Source organism: Urbifossiella limnaea (assembly GCF_007747215.1).
GTDB classification, from domain to species: domain Bacteria; phylum Planctomycetota; class Planctomycetia; order Gemmatales; family Gemmataceae; genus Urbifossiella; species Urbifossiella limnaea.
The window spans coordinates 2,573,311-2,589,197 of the sequence record NZ_CP036273.1 but is presented as its reverse complement, the minus strand read 5'-3'; the positions used below and the strand labels follow the sequence as shown (position 1 = coordinate 2,589,197).

Sequence of the window (15,887 nt, the reverse complement as noted above, 5' to 3'; positions counted from 1 at the left end):
ACCCCCAGGATGCGAACGATGTCGACGCTGCCGATCTACATGGACAACAACTCGACGACGCGGTGCGACCCGCGCGTGGTCGAGGCCATGCTGCCGTACTTCACCGAGAAGTACGGCAACGCCGCCAGCCGCAGCCACGCCTACGGGTGGGAGGCCGAGAGCGCCGTCGAGGAGAGCCGCGACCAGATCGCCGGCGTCATCGGCGCCAGCCCGAAGGAAGTGATCTTCACCAGCGGCGCCACCGAGAGCAACAACCTGGCGATCAAGGGCGTCGCCGCGATGTACAAGAAGAAGGGGAACCACATCGTCACGCAGGCGACCGAGCACAAGGCCGTGCTCGACACCTGCAAGCGGCTCGAGCGCGACGGGTTCCAGGTGACCTACCTGCCGGTGGACAAGTACGGCCAGGTCCACGCCGAGCAGGTGAAGGAAGCCCTCACCGACAAGACCATCCTCGTGTCGGTCATGGCCGCGAACAACGAGATCGGCACGGTCCAGCCGATCGGCGCCATCGGCAAGATGTGCAAGGAACGCGGCGTGCTGTTCCACACCGACGCGGTGCAGGCCGTCGGCAAGATTCCGCTGGACGTGGAGGCGATGGGGATCGACCTGCTGAGCCTCACGGCCCACAAGATTTACGGGCCGAAGGGGATCGGGGCGCTGTACGTCCGCAAGAAGGACCCGCGCGTCCGGCTGGAGCCGCAGATCGACGGCGGCGGCCACGAGCGCGGGATGCGGTCGGGCACCCTGCCGGTGCCGCTGATCGTCGGCCTGGGCACCGCCTGCGACATCGCCCGCCGCGTGATGCCGGAGGAGACCGCCCGCACGTTCGCGCTGCGGGAACGGCTCCGCAAGGGGATCATGGAGGTGCTCCCCGAGAGCTACCTCAACGGCCACCCGACCGAGCGGCTGCCGGGGAACGCGAACATCAGTTTCGCCTACGTCGAGGGCGAGGGGCTGATGATGGGCATCAAGGACGTGGCCGTGTCGAGCGGCTCGGCGTGCACGAGCGCGAGCCTGGAGCCGAGCTACGTCCTGCGGGCGCTGGGCGTCGGCGACGAACTGGCGCACAGCAGCATCCGCTTCGGCCTGGGCCGGTTCAACACCGAGGCCGAGGTCGATTTCGTGGTGAACCTCGTGACCCGCGAGGTGAACCGGCTGCGCGAGATGTCGCCGCTGTTCGAACTGGTGCAGCAGGGCGTGGACTTGAAGACGATCGAGTGGGCGGCGCACTAAACCACCAACCACAGCGCGGGGGCGAGTGACCCGGGCTTACCGAGCAGGAGACGCACGATGCCGTACAGCGACAAGGTGCTCGAGCACTACAACAACCCGCGGAACGTCGGCAGCTTCGACGCCAAGGACGAGACGGTCGGCACCGGCCTCGTCGGCGCCCCGGAGTGCGGCGACGTGATGAAGTTGCAGATCAAGGTGAACCCCACCACCGGCGTGATCGAGGACGCGCGGTTCAAGACGTTCGGCTGCGGCTCGGCCATCGCGTCCAGTTCCCTGGCCACCGAGTGGCTCAAGGGCAAGACGGTGGACGAGGCGCTCGACATCAAGAACACGCAGATCGTCGAGGAGTTGGCCCTGCCGCCGGTCAAGGTCCACTGCTCGGTCCTGGCCGAGGACGCGATCAAGGCGGCGATCCAGAACTACCAGCAGAAGCAGGACGCCGTCGAGGCCCGCGAGCCGGCCGCGGTCGGCTGACCCGAAAGGCGAACCGCCGCCGGCGGTACAATGCTCTAACCCGCAGACCTATTCCTCGAAAGGGACACACTCATGGCGACCGCGACGGAAACGATCGGCCTCGGCCGGACCAGCAGCCCGACCCCGGTGGCGGCCCCGCTGACGGTGACGGAGAAGGCGGCGGCGGAGGTGAAGCGGCACATCGCCGACGTGGCCGCTGGCGGGGCGTCGGAGGCCGAGTCGAAGCTGTACCTGCGCGTCCGGGTGCAGGGCGGCGGGTGCAGCGGCTTCCAGAACAAGCTCGACCTCGACCCGAAGTACGACGAGAAGACCGACCACAAGTTCGAGTTCCACGGCATCGAGGTGGTGGTGGACAAGCGGTCGATGCTGTACCTGGACGGGGCGGTCGTGGACTTCCACGACGACCTGAACAAGCGCGGCTTCACCGTGAACAACCCGAGCGCCAAGAGCACCTGCGGGTGCGGCAGCTCGTACTCGATGTAAGTGGTCACCGGCATGGATCACTTCACCCGCCTCGGCCTGCCGAGGCGGTTCGTCGTTGACGCGGCCGCGCTGGAGCGGGCGTACCTGGCGCAGTCGCGGGCCGTCCACCCGGACTACCACGCTGCGGGGGCCGCGGCCGACCTGGCCGCGAGCACCGACCTGTCGGCCGCGGTGAACGAGGCGTACACCACACTGCGCGACCCGTTCGCCCGCGCCGACTACCTTCTGGGGTTGCTCGGCGGCCCGCCGGCGAGCCAGGAGAAGGGCGTCGAGCCGACGTTCCTCGCGGAGGTGATGGACCTGCGCGAACGAGCCGAGGACGCGATCCAGCACGCCGCCGTTCGGGCCGACATCGAGGAGCGATCGGCCGCGCTGATGACGCAAGTCGCGGACGGGTTCGCACGGGTCGAAGCCGGCGACGCGGGGCGGTTGGTGGCGGTCCGCCGGTCGTTGAACGCCCTGAAGACGCTCCGCAGCCTGGCGCGGGCGCTGCCCGAAGACTAACTTTGGACGCTTAGCTCAGCGGTAGAGCACTCCCCTTACACGGGAGTGGTCACAGGTTCGAATCCTGTAGCGTCCACTGCTCGGCCGCCAGTCCGATGCGACGCAATTCAACTCGGAGGATGCCACGTGAACAGCCTTACTGAGGCGGAAGCCGCGATCCTTCTTGAGTTGTACCAAGCAGGTCCGACCGGGTTGTTGCGCGACGTTCTCGAACAAGTTGGTGGACGTGCACGAATCCTCGGTGCGTTGACCGTGGGTCCGCCTGACTACGGCACACAAGGCGGTGGGTTGCTCGGAAAGGGATTCATCGCTGGCACAGTGGAAGCCGACAGAGCGTTACGTTACACACTAACACCGAGTGGGAAGGCTGCGTTGAACACGCATTTCGGCTGGTAGTCCGCAAATGAGGAGTCAATGTCTGCTGATGAGCTCCTTAACGCTGCCCGCATTTTGCCGCGGCCAGAGAGACTGCGACTCCTGCACGCGCTACTCGACGACGTAGCGCGACCCGATCTCCCACCCGATAACATCCTTCAACGGGCGCTCGTACTCGATTTCGCGCACAACCCACCGCCCGAGTTACTCGACGCGATGTACCAGATGCTCGGGTACGACAAGAACGGAAATCTCCCCGCATGACCACACCGGCCGTCGTCGGCATCGACCTCGGGACCACGTTCAGCCTCGCCGCCGCGGTCGTGGACGGGTCGCCCACCGTCCTCCGCGACGCGGCGGGGAACGCCCTCATCCCCAGCGCCATCAGCTTCCACCCGGACGGCACGGTCCTCGTCGGCACGGCCGCGCGCGAGCGGGCCCTGTCGGACCCCGAGCACACCATCTTCAGCGTCAAGCGGCTCATGGGCCGCACCCTCGCCGACCTCGAGCGCGAGCTGAAGCTCATCCCGCACCAGATCGTCGAGCGCGAGACGGACGGCGGGCGGAAAGTGCTCCGCGTGAACGTCGCCGGGCACGAGCACACGCCGGAAGAACTCTCGGCGATGATCCTGAAGGAGGTCCGGAAGCGGGCCGGCAACCCGACGAAGGCGGTCATCACCGTCCCGGCGTACTTCGACGACGCCCAGCGGCAGGCGACCCGCGACGCCGGCCGCATCGCCGGGCTGGACGTACTGCGGATCGTGAACGAGCCGACGGCCGCGGCGCTGGCCTACGGGCTCGACCGCAAGGGAGCCGGCACCGTCGCCGTGTACGACCTCGGCGGCGGCACCTTCGACTGCTCGCTCCTCACGCTCGCCGACGGCGTCTTCAAGGTGCTCGCCACCAACGGCGACACGTACCTCGGCGGCGACGACTTCGACCGCGAGCTGATGACGCTCGCCGCCCGCGAGATGGGGGCCGACCTGACCGCCCGCGACCCGGAGCTGTTGCAGCACCTCCGCGACGCCGCCGAGCGCTGCAAGATCGCCCTGAGCAACAGCGACTCCGCACCGCTGACCGTACGGGCGCCGAATCGCCCGCCGTTCGAGCGGGTCGTGACGCGAACCGAGTTCGAGGCGCTGATCGCCCCGCACATCGACCGCAGCCTCGCCCGCTGTAAGGCCGCACTCAAGGACGCCGGCCTCGCCGCGGCCCAGGTGCAGGAAGTCGTGATGGTCGGCGGCTCGACCCGCATCCCCTACGTGCGGCGGCGCGTCGGCGAGTTCTTCGGCCGCACCCCGCATACCGACCTGAACCCCGACGAGGTCGTCGCCCTCGGGGCCGCGGTACAGGCCGACATCCTCGCCGGCGGCCGCCGCGACGTGCTACTACTCGACGTGGTACCGCTGTCGCTCGGCGTCGAGACGCTCGGCGGCGTCGTGGACAAGCTCGTCCACCGCAACACCACCGTGCCGTGCCGGGCCACCACGCGCTACACCACCGCCGCCGACGGCCAGACCGCCATCCTCCTGAACATCTACCAGGGCGAGCGCGAACTCGCCCGCGACTGCCGCTGCCTCGGCACGTTCAAGCTCGCCGGCATCCCGCCGATGCCGGCGCAGTTCGCGCAGGTGGACGTGACCTTCCTCGTGGACCAGAACGGCCTCCTGACGGTGTCGGCGAAGGAACTGCGGAGCGGCGCCGCGGCCGAGGTGACGGTCCAGCCGACTCACGGGCTGTCGCCCGCGGAGGTGGATCAGTTGGTGACGGAGAGCATCGAGAACGCCGCGGACGACTTTACCGCCCGCCGGCTGATCGAGCTGCGGAACAAGGCCGCCGTGGATCAGCGGCACACGGAGAAGGCACTCGCGCAGGCCGGCGACCGGCTCACCGCCGAGCAGCGGGCCGCGATCGACGCCGCCGGCGTGGAGTTGAGGAATGCCGCGGCCGGGAGCGAACTCCCGGCGTTGCAGCGGGCGATCGACCGGTTCGCGGCCGCGACCAACCCGCTGGCGCAGCTCGTGATGAACGAGGTGCTGCGGCGGGCGGTCGGCGGCCGGACCGAGGACGAGCTGGGCCGCGGCGTTTAGGGCGAGCCGGCGAGGTGGCCGTCGCGGAGCTTGCCGTCGCGGGCCAGGAAGAATTTCAGCGGCAGGAACGTCGCGTAGTCGCGGTGCGTCAGCACGAACGCCACGTCGTCCACCCGCAGCGTCTCCCACGTGTGCAAGCCCACCAGGATGTCGCCGCGCTGGATGCCCGCCGACCCGGCAACCCCGCCCGGCACAACCTCGGTCACCAGCAGTCCGCCGCGGAGTTGGGGGTTGGCCCTCGCAACGGCGTCGGCGCCCACCGGGTTCAGCTTCACCCCGAGCCGCCGCCACGCCAGGTCGACCGGGTTCGAGATGGCCTTCGTGGCCGGCTCCAGAGCCAACTCCAGCGGCTCGACGGCGGCCCCGCCGCGCGTCACGCGGACGGCCAGCTTCCCGGCCGGCTTGTCGAGCAGGCCGCGCTCCAGGTCGATGGCACTCAGCACCGGCACGTCGTCCACGCGGTCGATCACGTCGCCGGCCTTGAAGCCCGCCGCGGCCGCCGCCGAACCGGCCTCCACCGACTCGACCGCGACGCTGCGCCGAACCGGCCCCTCGGTGGCATCGCGGATCACGTCGCTGCGAACACTCAGCCCGTGCCGCACGCCGCCGCGGCGGAGCGCCATCATGTTCGCGGCACGACCGACCACGTAGTCGATCGGCAGTGCGAACCCGATGTTCTGGGCGCCGGCGCGGATGGCGACGTTCACGCCGACCAGCTCGCCGAGCACGTTCAGGAGGGGGCCGCCGCTGTTGCCGGGGTTGATGGGGGCGCTCGTCTGGATGAGGTTCTTGTAGCCGGTGTCCTTGTTCAGCGACACGTCGCGGCCCTTGAACGACACGCGGCCCTGCGTCACCGTGTGCTCGTACCCGAAGGCGTTGCCGATGGCGATGACCGGCTCGCCGACCATCAGGTCTGTGGACGTGCCCGGCGGCATCACCGGCAGCGGCCGGGCCGGGTCGATCTTCACCAGCGCCAGGTCGGCCTCCTTGTCGGTTCCGACCACGCGCGCCGGGTAGCCGGTGCCGTCGTGCAGCCGCACCCGCAGGGCGGACACGTCTTCGATGACGTGGAAGTTGGTGAGGATGTAGCCGCGCGGGTCGAGCACGATGCCCGTGCCCATGCCGTTGACCTGCTGCGGCCGCACGGGCGTGCGGCTGAACGGGTCGTCGCCCGGGGTGTTGACCGTTCGCTCGGAGTGGATGTTGACGACGGACGCCTTCACCCGGTCGTACACGTCCACGACCTCGTCGCGCCGCTTGCCGGGGGTGATGCTGCGGCCCGACGCGGTCACGACCGCCGGCGGCTCGGCCGACGCCACGGGCGCGGTACTGGGGGCGGCAACGGCGAACCCGAAACCGGCGGCGAGGCCGGCCCCGAGAAACAGCCGGCGGACGAAGCGCGTGGCCATCGGCGAACGCATGGTGACCCCGGAGCTGCCGAGCCGGACGTGCCATCCCGCGGGGGCGGCCGTCCGTGCCGTCGGTGGACGGGTGAACGATCGGCCCTTCGGCGGCGCCCGCTGCATCGCGGCAAGCGGTGGAACGCCCGGGATTTCCGGGCCGGGGCGCGGCTGCGACGGCGGTGCGGGGTGGGTCAGTGTCCGCGGGTTCGGCCGGTCCGTGCGACGGTGCGGGTCGGTCCGGTTGTCCGGCGGCGGCGGCGGCCGTAGCGTGAGCAGGTGACCGCAGAACCGGCACGACCGGCACGGAGCGAACGATGTCGCGGATGGCTCGAATCGAGGCACTCCTGGCCGAGACGCCGGACGACCCGGAGCTGCACTACGCCCTGGCGATGGAGCACAGTAGTGCCGGCGACGACGCCGGGTGCGTTACGGTGCTGCGCGACATGATCGCGAGGTTCGCCGCGGCGCCGTTCATCCCGGCGTACCTGCAAGCGGGTCAGGCGCTGGCGCGGCTGGACCGCACCGACGAGGCGGCGACGGTGCTGCGCGACGGGATAGCGGCGGCGGATCGAGTCGGAACGGCGGACGCCATGCACGCCCGTGGCGAAATGTTGGGCCTGCTAGCGACGGTCGAGTAGGCTCAGGTCCACGCGAACAGCCCCACGCGATACCCGTCCGGGTCGCGGACGAACGCCTCGCGGTAGCCCTCGGGGCTGACCACGGCCGGGCCGTCCGGCCGTAGCCCCCGTATCGCCGCGGCCACGTCCGCGACCTCGAAGTGCAGCGTCACACCCCCCGGGTTCGGCGTGCCTGGCTTCAGCGCGAGCCGCCCGCCGCGCTCGTCCTGGAGCAGCGCGAACCCGGTGGACGCATCGACCGTCACGACCTTCATCCCGAGCGTGACCTCGTACCACCTGCGGGACGCGGCGGCGTCAGCGACGGCGAGTTCGACCATGAACAGGGTCGGCATCCCGTCAGGATATGCGGCTGGGGAAACTGGGCTGGCACGGCGGCGGGGCTTGGGGTAAACCGAGCCGCCCGCGGTGCCCGGAAGGAAGCCCATGCCGCCGCTGATTCACCCCTCTGCCGTGGTGTCGCCCGACGCCCAACTCGCCCCGGACGTACGCGTCGGCCCGCTGGCGGTAATCGACGGCCAGGTCGAACTCGGCCCCGGCTGCGTGGTCGCCGCGCAAGCCCGTCTGACCGGCCCGCTGACGGCCGGCCCGAACAACACGTTCGACACTGGCAGTGTGATCGGCGGCGCCCCGCAGCACACGGCCTACGCCGGCGAGCCGACTCGCGTCGTGATCGGCGCCGGCAACACGTTCCGCGAACACGTCACCGTTCACCGCGGCATGCCGACCGGCGCCGGCCCGGGGACGGGCGTGACGACCATCGGCGACGGAAACCTGTTCATGGCCGGTGCCCACGTCGCCCACGACTGTGTGGTGGGCAACCACGGCATTTACGCGAATTCGGCCCTGCTCGGCGGCCACGTGACGACCGGCGACCGCGTCTTCCTCAGCGGGAACTCGGCCGTCCACCAGTTCTGCCGCGTCGGCCGACTGGCCTTGCTCAGCGGCTCGTCGGCCAGCAGCAAGGACATCCCGCCGTTCTGGGTCATCCAGGACGTGAACCACGTCTGCGGCGTGAACGTCGTCGGGATGCGCCGCGCGGGCGTATCGAACGCGGAGATCAACGCCGTGCGGCGCGTCTTCCGGTCGATCTACGTCGAGCGGCTCCTGATTCCGGTGGCGATGCTGCGGGCCGAGGCCCAATTCGGGGCGCTCCCCGCGGTGCGGGAGCTGATCGACTTCGTGAGAGACTCGAAGCGGGGGGTGACCGGGCCGTCCGGGTTCCGCCCGGACGGCGAAGCCGCGTAGGGGCACCGATGGAGCGGTGGAACGCGGTCGTGGTCGGCGGCGGGTTCTACGGCCTGTACCTGGCCGAGCAACTGGCCGCCCGCTTCCGCCGGGTGCTGCTGTGCGAGGCCGGGCCGGCGCTGATGGCGCGGGCGTCCTACGCGAACCAGGCCCGCGTCCACAACGGCTACCACTACCCGCGGAGCGTGCTCACCGCCGTCCGCAGCCGGGTGAACTTCCCGCGGTTCGTCGCCGAGTTCGCCCCGGCCGTGGACGCGACGTTCGAGAAGCTGTACGCCGTGGCCCGCCGCGGCTCGAAGGTCACGGCCGGCCAGTTCGCCGAGGCCATGCGGCGGATCGGCGCCCCGGTCGAGCCGGCGGACGTGGGCGTGACGCGGCTGTTCGACCGCGACCTGGTCGAGGACGTATTCCGCGTCCGCGAATACGCCTTCGACGCCGCCCGCCTCCGCGACGTGATGGCTGAGCGGGTGCGACGCGCAGGCGTGACCGTGCGGCTGAACACGCCGGTGGAAAAGGTTACGCCGCTACCCGGTGCCGCGTTGCGGGTACGTGCGGCGGGGGCAGACGTGGCGGCGGGGCTGGTTGTGACCTGCTCCTACGCCCAGACGAACGCGGCGGCCGCCGCGTCGGGGCTGCCGGTGATCCCGCTGAAGCACGAACTCGCGGAGATGGCGCTGGTCGAGGTGCCGGCCGCGCTGAAGGGGCTCGGGGTGACGGTCATGGACGGCCCGTTCTTCTCGTGCATGCCGTTCCCCCCGCGCGGCCTCCACACGCTGAGCCACGTCCGCTACACGCCGCACGGCCACTGGTACGACCCGGCCCCGACGGCGGCCTACGCCGTAGCCGCCGCCGCCGAGCGCCGCACCGCCTTCCCGCACATGGTGCGGGACGCCGCCCGCTACCTGCCGGCGCTGGCCCGCTGTGAGTACCGTGACTCGCTGTGGGAGGTGAAGACGGTGCTGCCCCGCAGCGAGGCCGACGACAGCCGGCCGATCTTGTTCCGCCCCGACCACGGCGTGCCGAATTATCACGTGGTGATGGGCGGTAAAATCGACAACGTGTACGACGTGACCGACGAATTGAACAAGCGCCTCGACGCGCCGCCGACGACACTCCGCGAGGCTGCATGACCCGCGCCGCACCTCGATCCGACGTGTTCGTCTCCGTGGTCGCCGCGCTGCGGAGCTACGCGCGGTTCCTCCCGGCGTTCGTGGACGAATCCTACAAGACGCTCGACGCGCACTACACGAATTTCGAGCTGGTGTTAGTCGACAACGGCTCCCGCGACGACACGCCCGCTGTCGTGCGGGAACTGCTGGCCCGGTACAAGTGCGTCCGCTACTTGCGGCTGTCGCGGCGGCAGGCGCCGGAGACCGCCGTCATGGCCGGCCTCGACGCGGCCATCGGCGACTACGTGGTGACGCTTCACCCGGAGTTCGACCCGCCCGCGGTGATCCCGGAGTTGGTCGAGGCGTGCCGCGGCGGGGCGGACGTGGTCGTCGGCGTGGCCCCGTACCCCGCCGCGCCGGGCGTCTCGTACCGGGTTCTCCGCTGGCTTTTCCAGCGTATCGCGGGGCCGACGTTCGGCGCGAACGTGGTCCGCGTGAACAGCGGCTTCCGCTGCCTGACGCGCGCCGCGGTGAACGCCCTGACGCGCGTCCGCGTCCGCAAGCGACACTTCGGCCTCCTCGCCGCCGAGATCGGGCTGACGACCACGACGCACCCGTACCGCTTCCTGGCCCGCGGCGGCAAGCAGCCGCGCGTCAACCTCCGCCGCTCCGCCCGCCGCGCCGTGAGCCTCACGCTCGGCCACTCCGTCGCCCCGCTCCGCGTCGTCTCACTCCTCGGCCTCGGCGGCAGCGCCCTGAGCGTCCTGTACAGCCTGTACGTGATCGGCGTGTACCTCACCAAGCCGGACGTGATGCCGGGGTGGACGGGGATCAGCCTCCAGACGAGCGGCCTGTTCTTCCTCGTGTTTGTGATGCTCACCATGATCGGCGAGCACCTCGGCCGGCTGGTCGACGACTCGGGCGGGCGGCCGCTGTACCACGTCCGCGAGGAGCAGGCCAGCGCCGTGATGTTGTCCGACCTCACACGCCGAAACGTGATGAGCCACTCCGAGTAGACATGATGCCCGACGCGCTCCTCCAGCCGCGGCAGGTGCCGGCCTTCACGGCCGACGAGTTCGCGCCGCGCGCCACGGACTACTGCGTGTGCGTGTTCGTCATCAACGAGGCCGCCAAGCTCCCGAAGCAACTCGCCGCCATGCGGGAGCACTGCGCCGGGCTCGCCGACGTGGTCGTCGCGGACGGCGGCAGCACCGACGGCTCGACGGAGCGTGAGGCGCTCCGAGCCCTGGGCGTGAACACGCTGCTGACGAAGACCGGGGCCGGCAAGCTCGGTGCGCAGATGCGAATGGCCTTCGCCTGGGCGCTCGATCGCGGCTACCGCGGCGTCGTGGCGATGGACGGCAACGGCAAGGACGGCCCCGACGCGATTCCGCGGTTCGTCGCCGCCCTGGGAGCCGGCTGTGATCACGTTCAGGGTTCGCGCTTCGTCCCCGGCGGCGTGTCGGAGAACCTGCCGCTGTCGCGCTGGCTGGGGGTGAAGCTCGTTCACGCACCGCTGGTGTCGCTGGCGAGCCGGTTCCGCTACACGGACACGACCAACGGCTTCCGCGGCTACAGCGCCCGCTTCCTCGCCGACCCGCGGGTGGCGGCGTTCCGCGACGTGTTCCCCGGCTACGAGCTGCACTACTACCTGGCCATCCGGGCCGCCCGGCTCGGGTTCCGGGTCAAGGAAATCCCGGTCGCGCGCCGATACCCGCGACACGGGCCGACGCCGACGAAGATCAGTCCGGTCCGCGGCAACCTGCGGGTTCTGCGGTGCCTGTTCGCCGCGTGCCTCGGCCGGTTCAACCCCTGATACGCGGAGATTGCCATGTCGGACGCCCTCGTCGGCCACACCGGGTTCGTCGGCGGCAACCTCGCCGCGCAGCACCGGTTCGACGCCGTCTTCAACTCCAAGACGATCGAGGCCATCCGCGGGAAGCGGTTCCGCCGATTGGTGGTGAGCGCGATGCCGGCCGAGATGTGGGTCGCCAACCGCGACCCGGTCGCCGACCGCGCCAACCTCGAACGGCTGTGGGCGAACCTGGAACAGTGCCGGGCCGACGAGTGCGTGGTGATCTCGACCGTGGCCGTGTACGCCACGCCGATCTGCGTGGACGAGGGCTCGATGATCGAGCCGAACTTTTCGACGCCGTACGGCGAGCACCGGTGGGAGTTGGAGCGCCGCGTGCGGTGGCACTTCCCGCGCAGCCTGGCGGTGCGGCTCCCCGGGCTGTACGGGCCGGGCCTGAAGAAGAACGCCCTGTACGACCTCCTCCACGACAACCGGCTGGACAAGGTTCACGCCGGCGCCAGCTACCAGTTCTACAACCTGGCCCGACTCGGCCGCGACATCGAGACGGCCCTCGCCGCCGGCTTGCGGCGCGTCAACCTGGCGACGGCGCCGGTCACGGTGCGCGAGGTGGCGCGGGCGGCGTTCGGCCGCGACTTCACGAACGACCCCGGCACGCGACCGGCGTGCTTCGACGTGCGCACGGCGCACGCCGAGTTGTTCGGCGGCCGCGGAGACTACCTGGAAACACGCGATGAAGTGCTCGCCGGGTTGACGCGCTTCGTCGCCGCCCAGCGGACCGCCCCGAGGCTCGCGGCGTGAAGCTGGCCGTCTCGAACATCGCCTGGCCGGTCGCCGAGCAGCCGGCGGTGCTTTCCGCGCTCCGTGAACTCGGTGTCACGGCCGTCGAGGTGGCGCCGACGAAGCTGTTCGCGGACCCGTCGGCGGCAGCGCCCGCGGACGTGGACGCGGCCCGCGAGTGGTGGGCCGACCAGGGCTTCGCCGTCGTCGCGGCCCAGGCACTCCTGTTCGGGCGGCCCGACCTCACGCTGTTCGATTCCGCCGAGGTGCGCGAGCGAACCCTGGAATACCTGGGGCGCGTGCTGGCGACGTGCGGCCGGCTCGGGGCCGGGGCGTGCGTGTTCGGCTCGCCGAAGAACCGCCGCCGCGGCGACCTGCCGGGCACGGCGGCGCGTGACACCGCGGTACCATTCTTCCGCCGCCTCGCGGCGCACGCCGCGGACGCCGGCACGACCGTGGTGCTGGAGGCGAATCCGCCGCGGTACGGGGCCGACTTCGTCACGCGGGCCGCGGATGCGGTCGAGCTGGTCCGCGTCGTCGACCACCCGGCGTTTCGACTGCACCTGGATACGGCGTGCATGACGCTCGCCGGCGACCCGCTCCGAGAGACGTTCGAAGCCGGCTTCGCGCTGCTCGGGCACTTCCATGTCAGCGAGCCGGACCTGGCGGCCCCCGGGGCGCGAGGCGCGGTCGATCACGCGGCGTTCGCCGGCGAGTTGAAGCAGCGCGGGTACGCGGAGTGGGTGTCGGTGGAGATGCGGGAGCCGACGCCGTTCACGACCGATGCGGTATCCGATGCGGTGCGGCTCGTCCGCGACGTGTACTCGAGAGTGGGGTCGGATTCCAACCGGCCGGCGTGAACCGGCCGGCTGAAAACCGGCCCCACGACCGCGTCACGGAATCCAGTTCGTCTCCGGCCCGACGGCCAGACAGAACTCCGCCAGCAGCTTCGCCGCGTTCGTCAGGTCGTCGAGGTGGACGACCTCCACCGGGCTGTGCATGTAGCGGTTCGGGATGCCCAGCAGGCCGCACGCCACGCCGGCCCGGCTAATTTGGATGGCGTTCGCGTCCGTCCCCGTCGCCCGCGGCACGCCGCGCACCTGCACCGGGATGCCGTGCGCCTTCGCCAGCTCGTCGAGCAGGTCGAACACCCGCGGGCTGATGTTCGGCCCGCGGAACAGCACCGGCCCGGCCCCGCACTTGATGTCGCCCTGCGTCTTCTTGTCGTTGCCCGGCGTGTCGGTGGCGTGCGTCACGTCCACGGCGATGCCGACGGTCGGGTCCACGGCGTAGCTCGCGGTCGTCGCCCCGCGCAGGCCGATCTCCTCGGCCACCGTCGAGACGCCGTACACGGCCGCCTTCAGGGTTTTCCCCTTCAGCAGCCGCACGGCCTCCATCACCACCCACAGGCCGACCTTGTCGTCCATCGCCGGGCTGGCCGCGAGGCCGTTGCGGAGCGGCCGGTACCCCAGCTCGAACGTCACCGGGTCGCCGTGCCGCACCACGGCTTCCGCGTCGGCCTTGTCCTTCGCGCCGATGTCCACCCACACGTCGGCGAAGTCCGGCACCTTCGTCCGCTCCTCCGGCTTCAGCAGGTGAATCGCCCGCCGGGCGACCACGCCGGCGACGGGGCCGGTCTTCGTCCACACGGTGAGGTGCTGGCCGAGGAGCACCTGCATGTCCCAGCCGCCGATGGGCTGCACGTACAGGTAGCCGGCGTCGTCGACGTGCTGCACCATCAATGCGATCTGGTCGCAGTGGCCGGCCAGGAGGATCCGCGGGGCGTCGGCGGGGCGGCCGTCGGGGAAGCGGTTGGCGAAGACGTTGCCGTGGCGGTCGGTGGTCACCTCGTCGGCGAAGTCGCGAACGTGGTCGCGGACGACCTGCTGGATTTGCTGCTCGAACCCGGACGGGCTCGGCGTGTCCAGCAGGCGGCGGAGGAAGTCGTGTGAAGTGTGTTCCATGTAGTCTGGCTCGTGGAAAGAAGATTAACCACAGAGTCACAGAGAGCACCGAGGGAAGACAGAAAGCAGAGCGAAAGCAGGAGATTGATTTCTAACTCTGCTTCGACTCGGGTTTCTGTCTTCCCTCGGTGCTCTCTGTGACTCTGTGGTTAAATCGGATTCTGCCTTTCAATGGCGGAAGTGCCGCACGCCGGTGAACAGCATGGCGATGCCGTGCTTGTCGCAGGCCTCGACGCTGTCGGCGTCCTTGACCGAACCGCCGGGCTGAACGATCGCCGTGACGCCGGCCGCCGCCGCCAACTCCACGTTGTCCGGGAACGGGAAGAAGGCGTCGGACGCGAGAACGCTCCCCTTCGAGCGGTCGCCGGCCTTCTTCGCCGCGATGTCCACCGACACCACGCGGCTCATCTGCCCGGCGCCGACGCCGACCACCTGCGTGCCGGTCGCCAGCACGATGGCGTTGCTCTTCACGTGCTTGCACACCAGCCACGCGAATCGCAGCGCCGCGGCCTCGGCGTCCGTCGGCTTCCGCTTCGTGGCTACCTTCCAGGCGTCGGGGTTGTCCGCGCCGGTGTCGCGCGTCTGCACCAGCAGGCCGCCGTCGACGCGGCGGTAGTCGAGTCCCTCCGGTCCGCCTGTGAGTTCGCCGGTGCGGAGGAGCCGAACGTTCTCCTTCCAGCCGCGGAGGGCAGCAAGCGCGGCGGGCTCGAAGTCGGGGGCGATGACGCACTCGACAAATCGCTTGGCGGTCGGGTCGGTCAGCGCCGCGGCGGTAGCCGCATCGACGGGTCGGTTGAAGGCGATGATGCCGCCGAAGGCGGAGAGCGGGTCGCCGTCCCAGGCCTGACGGAAGGCGTCGGCCAGCGACGCGGCCGTGGCGGCGCCGCAGGGGTTGTTGTGCTTCACCACCACGGCGGCGGGGGCGCTGAACTCGCGGGCCAGGTTCAGTGCCGAGTCGAGGTCGAGGATGTTGTTGTAGCTCAGCTCCTTGCCGTGCAGCTGAAGCGCCGACGCGACGCACGGGTGCTCCAGGTCGGGCTCGACGTAGAACGCCGCCTTCTGGTGCGGGTTCTCGCCGTAGCGGAGCGTCTGCTTCAGGTCGAACGGCGGGTCGATCTCGTCCGCCCACTCGGTGGGCTCGTCGGCTTCGTCGTCGGGCTCGGCGTCCGGCATCAGGCCGTGGAAGTACTCGGCGATGGCGGCGTCGTACTGCGTCACGCGCTGGAACGCGACGAACGCCAACTCCTTGCGAAAGTCCTTCGGCAGTTGGCCGTCGTGGTTCTTGAGTTCGAGGAGGAAGTCGTCGTACTGTTCGGGCTCGACGAGGACGGCGACGGCGTCGTGGTTCTTGGCCGCGGCGCGGACCATGCACGGCCCGCCGATGTCGATCTTCTCGATGGCCTGCGCCTCGGTCACGCCCTCCTCCGCGACCGTTTCCTCGAACGGGTACAGGTTGCAGACGACGAGGTCGATCTCGGGCAACTGGTGCGCCGCGAGCGTGACCATGTGCTCCGTCTTGTCGCGGCGGGCGAGCAGGCCGGCGTACAGTGCGGGGTGGAGCGTCTTGACGCGGCCGTCGAGGATTTCCGGGAAGCCGGTGAGGTCGGACACGTCCTTGACCGGCAGACCGGCGTCGGAGATCGCCTTCTTCGTGCCGCCAGTGGCGACCAGTTCGACGCCGAATTTCGTGGCGAGTTCGGTGGCGAGGTCGACGAGGCCGGTCTTGTCGGAGACGCTGAGCAGGGCGCGGCGGATCGGGCGGAGCATGGCGGC

16 protein-coding genes and 1 tRNA gene are annotated in these 15,887 nt (G+C 70.2%); 13 read left to right on the top strand and 4 right to left on the bottom strand.

The window, feature by feature from the left end; translation table 11 throughout:
* Window positions 1-18 precede the first annotated feature (18 nt).
* The 6 genes from ETAA1_RS10345 (at window position 19) to hscA (ending at window position 5,162) form a co-directional block, all read left to right on the top strand.
* On the top strand, window positions 19-1,236 hold the full coding sequence (locus ETAA1_RS10345; protein ID WP_145237266.1) for an IscS subfamily cysteine desulfurase: 1,218 nt from the start codon (window positions 19-21) through the stop codon (window positions 1,234-1,236).
* Between the two features lie 57 nt (window positions 1,237-1,293).
* Window positions 1,294-1,710, top strand: coding sequence for a Fe-S cluster assembly scaffold IscU (gene iscU / locus ETAA1_RS10340; RefSeq protein WP_145237263.1), 417 nt, complete (start codon window positions 1,294-1,296; stop codon window positions 1,708-1,710).
* 72 nt (window positions 1,711-1,782) lie between these two features.
* On the top strand, window positions 1,783-2,193 hold the full coding sequence (locus tag ETAA1_RS10335; protein ID WP_145237260.1) for a HesB/IscA family protein: 411 nt from the start codon (window positions 1,783-1,785) through the stop codon (window positions 2,191-2,193).
* Window positions 2,194-2,205: 12 nt separating this feature from the next.
* Window positions 2,206-2,697, top strand: coding sequence for a Fe-S protein assembly co-chaperone HscB (gene hscB / locus ETAA1_RS10330; RefSeq protein WP_145237257.1), 492 nt, complete (start codon window positions 2,206-2,208; stop codon window positions 2,695-2,697).
* A 4-nt stretch (window positions 2,698-2,701) separates the two neighbouring features.
* Window positions 2,702-2,773 (top strand) — tRNA-Val (locus tag ETAA1_RS10325).
* Window positions 2,774-3,332: 559 nt separating this feature from the next.
* Entirely contained in the window at window positions 3,333-5,162 is a 1,830-nt protein-coding gene (hscA, locus tag ETAA1_RS10320) for a Fe-S protein assembly chaperone HscA (protein ID WP_145237254.1), read from the top strand.
* Here the strand turns inward: hscA and ETAA1_RS10315 are convergent.
* The gene (locus tag ETAA1_RS10315; RefSeq protein ID WP_145237251.1) at window positions 5,159-6,583 is read right to left on the bottom strand and encodes a trypsin-like peptidase domain-containing protein; all 1,425 of its coding nucleotides are present in this window, start codon (window positions 6,581-6,583) and stop codon (window positions 5,159-5,161) included. The two genes, hscA and ETAA1_RS10315, sit on opposite strands and share 4 nt — an antisense overlap.
* Before the next feature lie 305 nt (window positions 6,584-6,888).
* Between ETAA1_RS10315 and ETAA1_RS10310 the strand changes: the two genes are divergently transcribed.
* Window positions 6,889-7,203 carry a hypothetical protein gene (locus ETAA1_RS10310; protein ID WP_145237248.1) on the top strand — a complete coding sequence of 105 codons (315 nt, stop codon included), beginning with the start codon at window positions 6,889-6,891 and terminating at the stop codon, window positions 7,201-7,203.
* 2 nt (window positions 7,204-7,205) lie between these two features.
* Here ETAA1_RS10310 and ETAA1_RS10305 read toward each other — a convergent pair whose 3' ends face one another.
* A complete protein-coding gene (locus ETAA1_RS10305) occupies window positions 7,206-7,535 on the bottom strand; it encodes a VOC family protein (protein ID WP_202920812.1) in 330 nt (109 codons plus the stop codon).
* Between the two features lie 91 nt (window positions 7,536-7,626).
* Between ETAA1_RS10305 and lpxA the strand changes: the two genes are divergently transcribed.
* Genes lpxA through ETAA1_RS10275 form a run of 6 tightly spaced genes read left to right on the top strand, consistent with a single transcriptional unit; the run spans window position 7,627 to window position 13,010 of the window.
* Entirely contained in the window at window positions 7,627-8,448 is an 822-nt protein-coding gene (lpxA, locus tag ETAA1_RS10300; RefSeq protein WP_145237242.1) for an acyl-ACP--UDP-N-acetylglucosamine O-acyltransferase, read from the top strand.
* An 8-nt stretch (window positions 8,449-8,456) separates the two neighbouring features.
* Window positions 8,457-9,578: an NAD(P)/FAD-dependent oxidoreductase gene (locus ETAA1_RS10295; RefSeq protein ID WP_145237239.1), complete on the top strand. Its 1,122-nt coding sequence runs from the start codon at window positions 8,457-8,459 to the stop codon at window positions 9,576-9,578.
* Window positions 9,575-10,573, top strand: a complete 999-nt coding sequence (locus ETAA1_RS10290; RefSeq protein ID WP_145237236.1) for a glycosyltransferase — start codon at window positions 9,575-9,577, stop codon at window positions 10,571-10,573. Before ETAA1_RS10295 ends, ETAA1_RS10290 begins: the two co-directional genes overlap by 4 nt.
* A gap of 5 nt (window positions 10,574-10,578) precedes the next feature.
* Complete coding sequence (locus tag ETAA1_RS10285; RefSeq protein ID WP_145237233.1) at window positions 10,579-11,373, top strand: glycosyltransferase family 2 protein; 795 nt, start codon at window positions 10,579-10,581, stop codon at window positions 11,371-11,373.
* Window positions 11,374-11,388: 15 nt separating this feature from the next.
* Window positions 11,389-12,171 (top strand): NAD-dependent epimerase/dehydratase family protein, encoded by a 783-nt coding sequence (locus tag ETAA1_RS10280; protein ID WP_145237231.1) that lies wholly within the window; start codon window positions 11,389-11,391, stop codon window positions 12,169-12,171.
* Window positions 12,168-13,010 (top strand): sugar phosphate isomerase/epimerase family protein, encoded by an 843-nt coding sequence (locus ETAA1_RS10275; RefSeq protein WP_145237228.1) that lies wholly within the window; start codon window positions 12,168-12,170, stop codon window positions 13,008-13,010. The genes ETAA1_RS10280 and ETAA1_RS10275 overlap by 4 nt, the downstream gene beginning before the upstream one ends.
* 33 nt (window positions 13,011-13,043) lie before the next feature.
* Here ETAA1_RS10275 and ETAA1_RS10270 read toward each other — a convergent pair whose 3' ends face one another.
* Together ETAA1_RS10270 and purH are read right to left on the bottom strand one after the other, a co-directional pair.
* Entirely contained in the window at window positions 13,044-14,114 is a 1,071-nt protein-coding gene (locus ETAA1_RS10270) for a M42 family metallopeptidase (RefSeq protein ID WP_145237225.1), read from the bottom strand.
* A gap of 168 nt (window positions 14,115-14,282) precedes the next feature.
* Window positions 14,283-15,881: a bifunctional phosphoribosylaminoimidazolecarboxamide formyltransferase/IMP cyclohydrolase gene (gene purH, locus ETAA1_RS10265; RefSeq protein WP_145237222.1), complete on the bottom strand. Its 1,599-nt coding sequence runs from the start codon at window positions 15,879-15,881 to the stop codon at window positions 14,283-14,285.
* Window positions 15,882-15,887 lie beyond the last annotated feature (6 nt).